Consider the following 5,898-nt stretch of genomic DNA (forward strand, 5'->3'; position numbering starts at 1 on the left):
AGCGCTTGGGGTGGCGGCATGAACGCCTTCTCACGCCGCGGCGCCTGCCCGGCCTTGTCGGCGCCGATGCAGACCGGCGACGGGCTTTTGGTGCGGCTCAATCCGGTTGCTGGAGGCCCGTCTTCTGGAGGTCCGACTTCTGGAGGCCCGACTTCTGGAGGATTGTCGCCGAAGCTTTTGATCGGGTTAGCCGAATCCGCCTTGCGGCATGGCAATGGCATCATGGAAGTCACCGCGCGCGGCAGTCTGCAGATACGTGGGCTGACGACGGACAGCGCGATGCTGCTGGCGGCGGAGGTCGATGCGCTTGATATCGCGGTGCGCACCGGCGTGCCAGTCGAGACCGGCCCGCTGGCTGGCATCGATCCGCAAGAGATTGCCGATCCCCGGCCACTGGCTGAACGGATCAGGGCTGCAATCGAAGAAGCTGGGCTTGCGCAACGGTTGGGGCCGAAGGTTTCGGTGATTGTCGATGGCGGTGGGCAACTTGGGCTGGATTCGGTGACGGCCGATGTTCGGCTTGCTGCAACGCGCAGTGGTGCGAGAATCCAATGGCAGGTGTCTGTCGCGGGTGACGGGCAGAATGCGAAGCCGCTAGCGTTTGCTGATGAAGGTGCGGCTCGCGACATCGCCGTCGCGGCTCTAAGAATGATTGCCGAAAAAGGCCGTGAGGCCCACGCAAGGGATCTGTCGGAGAGACAATTGGCTTCTCTCGCAGGCTGGCATTCTACGGCGCCCCCCTCTGTCCTGCCGGACATCTCCCCCTCCAGGGGGGAGATTGGCAGCTTCACCGCAGGCTCCCCTCTTGCAGCATCGACAGTTGGCGAACGCGGCTCTCCAAGCGCAATCTCCCCCCTGGAGGGGGAGATGTCCGGCAGGACAGAGGGGGGCGCCGTAGAGCACTCTCGCCGGCCAATTGGCTTCTTCAATGTAAGCCACGCCACCGCCCTCGGCATCGCCCTCCCCTACGGCAGCATGCCGGCCGACAAGCTAATCGCTCTCGCCCAACACGCCCTCTCCCTCAACACAACCGAAATCCGCCTAGCCCCCGGCCGCGCCCTGCTCTTCCTCGGTCAGCCACCGGCAGCCAACCAACCCCTCCAACACACCGCCACCGCCCTCGGCTTCGTCACCGCCCCCACCGACCCGCGCACGCGCATTGCCGCTTGCCCCGGCACGCCGGCCTGCGCCTCCGGCCGCATTGCCACGCGCGAGATCGCCGAGACGATTGCCGCTGAAAACGCCGACATCCTCGACTTCACGCTGCACATTTCCGGCTGCGCCAAGGGCTGCGCCCATCCCGGCCCGACAGCCCTAGCGATTGTCGGCGGCGAAAACGGAGCCGGACTTGTCGTGAACGCGACGGCAAAGGCCCTTCCTGCGGGCTACAGGCCGGGCTATGACGCCGCGCGCGGCATCCGCCGCGTCGCGGCAATGATCCGCAGCGCACGATATCAAGGCGAGACTGCCGCTGCTTGCCTGACAAGGCTCGGGCCGGCCGGTATCGCCGAGGCTTACCGACAGGCCCAAACTGAAAAACGGAAATGAGCATGGCCGCCTACGACTACATCCATGACGGCACGGCGATCTACGAGCGCTCCTTCGCCATTATCCGCGCCGAGGCCGATCTGTCGCGCTTCTCCGAGGCCGAGGCCGATGTCGCCATCCGCATGATCCATGCCTGCGGCCAGGTCGAATCTTCAAGTCATTTTGTGTTCTCCACGGATTTGGTTGCCGCTGCCCGCACCGCTTTGGCGGCGGGCGCGCCAATTTTCTGCGACGCGGAAATGGTCTCGCATGGCGTCACCCGCGCCAGGCTGCCGGCCGGCAACGAGGTGATCTGCACCTTGCGCGATCCGCGCACGCACGACATCGCCAGGGAAATCGGCAACACCCGCTCGGCCGCCGCGATCGATTTGTGGGGCGAGCGCATGGCGGGCTCGGTGGTTGCCATCGGCAATGCACCGACCGCGCTGTTCTATCTATTGGAAAAACTGCGCGACGGCGCGCCGAAGCCTGCGGCCATCATCGGCATGCCGGTCGGCTTCGTCGGTGCTGCCGAATCGAAGGACGCGCTGGCCGAGAATTCCTACGGCGTTCCCTTTGCCATCGTGCGTGGCCGGCTCGGTGGCAGCGCCATGACCGCCGCCGCGCTCAATTCATTGGCGAGGCCCGGCCTGTGAACGCCCTTCCCAAAGGTCGTCTCGTCGGCGTCGGCACCGGTCCCGGCGACCCCGAACTGCTGACCCTGAAAGCCGCGCGGGCCTTGGCGGAAGCCGATGTCGTGGCCTATTTCGCCAAGCGCGGCAACAACAGCAATGCGCGCGCCATCGTCGAAGCGCAGTTCCGGCCTGAAATGACGGAATTGCCGCTGCTCTATCCCGTCACCACCGAAATCGACAAGGATCACGACGACTACCGCTCGCAGATCACGACTTTCTACGAGGAGTCCGCCGAGAAGGTCGCCGAGCACCTCCAGGCAGGCAAGATGGTTGCGGTGCTGTCCGAGGGCGACCCGCTTTTCTACGGCTCCTACATGCATCTGCATGTGCGCCTCGCCCATCGCTTCCCCACCGAAGTCATTCCCGGCGTAACCGCTATGTCCGGCTGCTGGTCGCAGACTGGTATCCCGATCGTCCAGGGCGATGACGTGCTGACCGTGCTGCCCGGCACGATGAGCGAGTTCGAGCTGACGCGCCGGCTGGCTGACACCGATGCCGCCGTCATCATGAAGGTCGGCCGTAACCTGCCAAAGATCAGGCGGGCGCTGGAGGCTACGGCCAAGCTGTCGCGCGCCGTCTATGTCGAGCGCGGCACCATGGCCGGCAGCGTGTCGATGAAGCTGGCCGACAAGCCGGACGACAAGGCGCCCTATTTCGCCATCGTGCTGGTCGCCGGCTGGTCCGGCCGCCCCGGCGCCGTGGGAGCGCAGGCATGAGCGGCCGTCTCACTGTCATCGGCCTTGGGCCCGGCAATGCCGATCAAGTCACTCCGGAAGCCAGCCGCGCCGTCGCCGAGGCGAAATTCTTTTACGGCTACAAACCGTATCTCGACCGGCTGGAATTGCGCCCGGAACAGACCCGCGTCGCTTCCGACAATCGCGAGGAACTCGCCCGCTCCAAGGACGCACTGATCAAAGCCGCCGAGGGCCACGACGTCGCGGTGGTTTCCGGTGGCGACCCCGGCGTGTTCGCCATGGCGGCGGCCGTCTGCGAGGCGATCGAGGCCGGCCCGGCCGAATGGCGCGCGGTCGATGTCGCTGTGGTGCCCGGCATCACCGCCATGCTGGCGGTCGCCGCCCGCATCGGCGCGCCGCTCGGCCATGATTTCTGCGCCATCTCGCTGTCCGACAATCTGAAGCCATGGGAGTTGATCGAACTGCGCCTGCTGGCGGCGGCCGGCGCCGGCTTCGTCATCGCGCTCTATAACCCGATCAGCAAGGCGCGCCCCTGGCAGCTCGGCCGCGCCTTCGAATGCCTGACCGCGATCCTGCCTGGTACCACACCAGTGATTTTCGGCCGCGCCGCCGGCCGCCCGGATGAGCGCATCGAGGTCTATCTGCTGGCCGATGTCGAGGCAGAGAAGGCCGACATGGCGACCTGCATCATCATCGGCTCGCCGGAGACCCGCATCATCAAGCGCGCGGAGAAGCCGGCGCTGGTCTACACGCCGCGCTCGTCCACGGGACGGACAAAATGATCGACCAACACGGTCAGCGCTTCAACGCTTTCAGCCGCGGGAACATCCGGCAAGACTGGCCGTTGGATCATGACCACCTCGAGGCCAAGCGCCCGCGCCGCGGCGATCTTGCCATAAGTCGCTTCGCCGCCGCTGTTCTTGGACACGACGACATCGATGCGTTGCTTTTCGAGCAGCGCGCGTTCCTCCGCCTCACGAAACGGGCCACGGGCCAGAAGATAGCTCGCATCCGGCACGGCAAGCTTGGGCTCGATCGCGTCGACGCTGCGGACGAGATAATGATGCTGGGGCGCAGCTTCGAAAGCAGCGACCTCTTGCCGGCCCAGCGCCAGGAAAACACGGCGCGGCGCCAGTCCAAGCGCTCGCGCGGCATCGCCGGATGTAATGACCTCAGTCCAGCGGTCGCCTTCGACAGGCTCCCAGCCGGGGCGTCGCAGCGCAAGGATCGGCACACCGGCCACGCGGGCGGCTTGCGCCGCATTGGCGGAGATCTGCGCCGCATAGGGGTGCGTCGCGTCGATCAGCAGGTCGATAGGCTCTTTCCGCAAATAATCGGCCAATCCATCGGCACCGCCAAAGCCCCCCGTTCGCACCGGCACGCCTTGCGCGACCGGGCTTTCAGTGCGGCCAGCCAGCGACAGCGTGACCGAGGCGCGCGCCGCCAGTTTTCCGGCCAGTTGCCGGGCTTCGGTGGTGCCGCCGAGGATCAGAATACGGTGGGTCATCATGCCTGCTGAAGGTCCGCGCGGTGCCAAGCTCACCCCAAAATGGCTCACAATCGTCGGCATCGGCGAGGACGGTTTAGCGGGTCTCGGCGACGAGGCCAAGCAGCGGATTGCCGAGGCGGAGATCATCTTCGGCGGCAAGCGGCACCTGGCGCTGGTCGCTTCCTTCGCCAAGGGCGAGGCGCGCGCCTGGCCGGTTCCTTTCGATGCCGAGATGGCTGACGTGCTGGCGCTTGCCGACAGGCGCGTCTGCGTGCTCGCTTCAGGCGATCCGTTCTTCCACGGCGTCGGCGCCACCCTCGCCCGCAAGGTCAAGCAACAGGAGATGCATGTCATCCCCGCACCGTCGGCCGTTTCGCTGGCGGCCGCGCGCCTTGGCTGGGCGCTGCAGGACATCGAGACCGTCTCGCTGCACGGCCGGCCGCTCGACCTGATCCGGCCGCTGCTGCAGCCACGCGCGCGCATTTTGGCACTGACCTCGGATGCCGAAGCCCCCGCTGCAATAGCGCGCCTGCTCACCGAACTCGACTTCGGCGCATCGCGGCTGACGATCCTGGAGGCCTTGGGTGGGCCAAGCGAGGACCACCGCACGATCCGCGCCGATGCCTTCGATCTCGAAAACATCAATCCGCTCAACGTGCTGGCGGTCGAAGTTGAATCCGGTCCGGACGCGCGCGTCCTGCCGCTCACATCAGGCCTTGCCGATCATCTGTTCGACCATGACGGCCAGATCACCAAGCGCGAGATCCGCGCGATCACCCTGTCGGCGCTGGCGCCGAAACGCGGCGAATTGCTGTGGGACATCGGCGCCGGTTCCGGTTCCATCGGCATCGAATGGATGTTGGCCCACCCTTCGATGCGCGCCATTGCCATCGAGGCCGATCCGATCCGCGCCGCCCGCATTGGCCGCAACGCCGCCGCCTGTGGCGTTCCCGGCCTTGTCGTGGTGGAAGGCAGCGCGCCCAGGGCACTTGCCAGGCTGGACACGCCGGACGCGATCTTCATCGGCGGCGGCGGCAGCGATGCCGGCGTGCTGAATGCTGCCATCAAGGCGCTGCGCCCGGGCGGCCGTCTCGTGGCAAATGCGGTGACGCTGGAGATGGAAGCCTTGCTCCTCGCCCAGCATACCAAGCTCGGCGGCGATCTCACCCGCATCGCCATCTCTCGCGCATCGCCGGTCGGCGCGATGCAGGCCTGGCGGCCGGCCATGCCAGTGACCCAATGGAGCTGGGTGAAGCCATGATGGTCGCGGGCATCGGCAGCCGAAAAGGCGTGAGCGTCGAAGACGTGCTTGCCGCGATCGAAACCGCGCTGGAGACTCATGGCCTGACGATGACGGCGCTTTCGGCACTGGCGACTGCCGAGTTCAAGAAGGATGAAGAAGCGATCGCCGCCGCTGGCCGCGTGCTGAGTCTTCCGGTCATCGTCGTCGATGACGCCACGCTTCAGGCCGCCTCGTCGGACACGCTCAGCC

The 5,898-nt window shown here is 66.4% G+C and carries 7 protein-coding genes; 6 read left to right on the forward strand and 1 reads right to left on the reverse strand.

The window, feature by feature from the left end; translation table 11 throughout:
• The first annotated feature begins 18 nt into the window (after positions 1 to 18).
• The 4 genes from cobG to EN964_RS21610 are packed head-to-tail and all read left to right on the forward strand — an operon-like array spanning position 19 to position 3,699.
• Positions 19 to 1,548, forward strand: coding sequence for a precorrin-3B synthase (gene cobG / locus EN964_RS21595; RefSeq protein ID WP_127271904.1), 1,530 nt, complete (start codon positions 19 to 21; stop codon positions 1,546 to 1,548).
• A 2-nt stretch (positions 1,549 to 1,550) separates the two neighbouring features.
• Positions 1,551 to 2,183 (forward strand): precorrin-8X methylmutase, encoded by a 633-nt coding sequence (locus EN964_RS21600; protein WP_127271902.1) that lies wholly within the window; start codon positions 1,551 to 1,553, stop codon positions 2,181 to 2,183.
• Positions 2,180 to 2,938, forward strand: a complete 759-nt coding sequence (locus tag EN964_RS21605) for a precorrin-2 C(20)-methyltransferase (protein ID WP_127271900.1) — start codon at positions 2,180 to 2,182, stop codon at positions 2,936 to 2,938. Before EN964_RS21600 ends, EN964_RS21605 begins: the two co-directional genes overlap by 4 nt.
• A complete protein-coding gene (locus tag EN964_RS21610) occupies positions 2,935 to 3,699 on the forward strand; it encodes a precorrin-3B C(17)-methyltransferase (protein WP_127271898.1) in 765 nt (254 codons plus the stop codon). The genes EN964_RS21605 and EN964_RS21610 overlap by 4 nt, the downstream gene beginning before the upstream one ends.
• Here EN964_RS21610 and EN964_RS21615 read toward each other — a convergent pair.
• Positions 3,663 to 4,424, reverse strand: a complete 762-nt coding sequence (locus EN964_RS21615) for a cobalt-precorrin-6A reductase (RefSeq protein ID WP_127270798.1) — start codon at positions 4,422 to 4,424, stop codon at positions 3,663 to 3,665. The two genes, EN964_RS21610 and EN964_RS21615, sit on opposite strands and share 37 nt — an antisense overlap.
• Before the next feature lies 1 nt (position 4,425).
• Here EN964_RS21615 and cbiE point away from each other — a divergent pair, with 1 nt between their 5' ends.
• Together cbiE and EN964_RS21625 are read left to right on the forward strand one after the other, a co-directional pair.
• A complete protein-coding gene (gene cbiE, locus EN964_RS21620) occupies positions 4,426 to 5,667 on the forward strand; it encodes a precorrin-6y C5,15-methyltransferase (decarboxylating) subunit CbiE (protein ID WP_127271896.1) in 1,242 nt (413 codons plus the stop codon).
• Positions 5,664 to 5,898, forward strand: a 235-nt coding sequence (locus EN964_RS21625; protein ID WP_164775918.1) for a cobalamin biosynthesis protein, incomplete at its 3' end; no start/stop codon positions are given. The genes cbiE and EN964_RS21625, both read left to right, overlap by 4 nt.

It is taken from the genome of Mesorhizobium sp. M7A.F.Ca.CA.001.10.2.1, from assembly GCF_003998575.1.
GTDB lineage: Bacteria > Pseudomonadota > Alphaproteobacteria > Rhizobiales > Rhizobiaceae > Mesorhizobium.

Coding starts and splice junctions, on each gene's coding strand:
- cobG (WP_127271904.1), top strand. CDS start 19: ATGAACGCCTTCTCACGCCGCGGCGCCTGCCCGGCCTTGTCGGCGCCG.
- EN964_RS21600 (WP_127271902.1), top strand. CDS start 1,551: ATGGCCGCCTACGACTACATCCATGACGGCACGGCGATCTACGAGCGC.
- EN964_RS21610 (WP_127271898.1), top strand. CDS start 2,935: ATGAGCGGCCGTCTCACTGTCATCGGCCTTGGGCCCGGCAATGCCGAT.
- EN964_RS21615 (WP_127270798.1), bottom strand. CDS start 4,424: ATGACCCACCGTATTCTGATCCTCGGCGGCACCACCGAAGCCCGGCAA.
- cbiE (WP_127271896.1), top strand. CDS start 4,426: ATGCCTGCTGAAGGTCCGCGCGGTGCCAAGCTCACCCCAAAATGGCTC.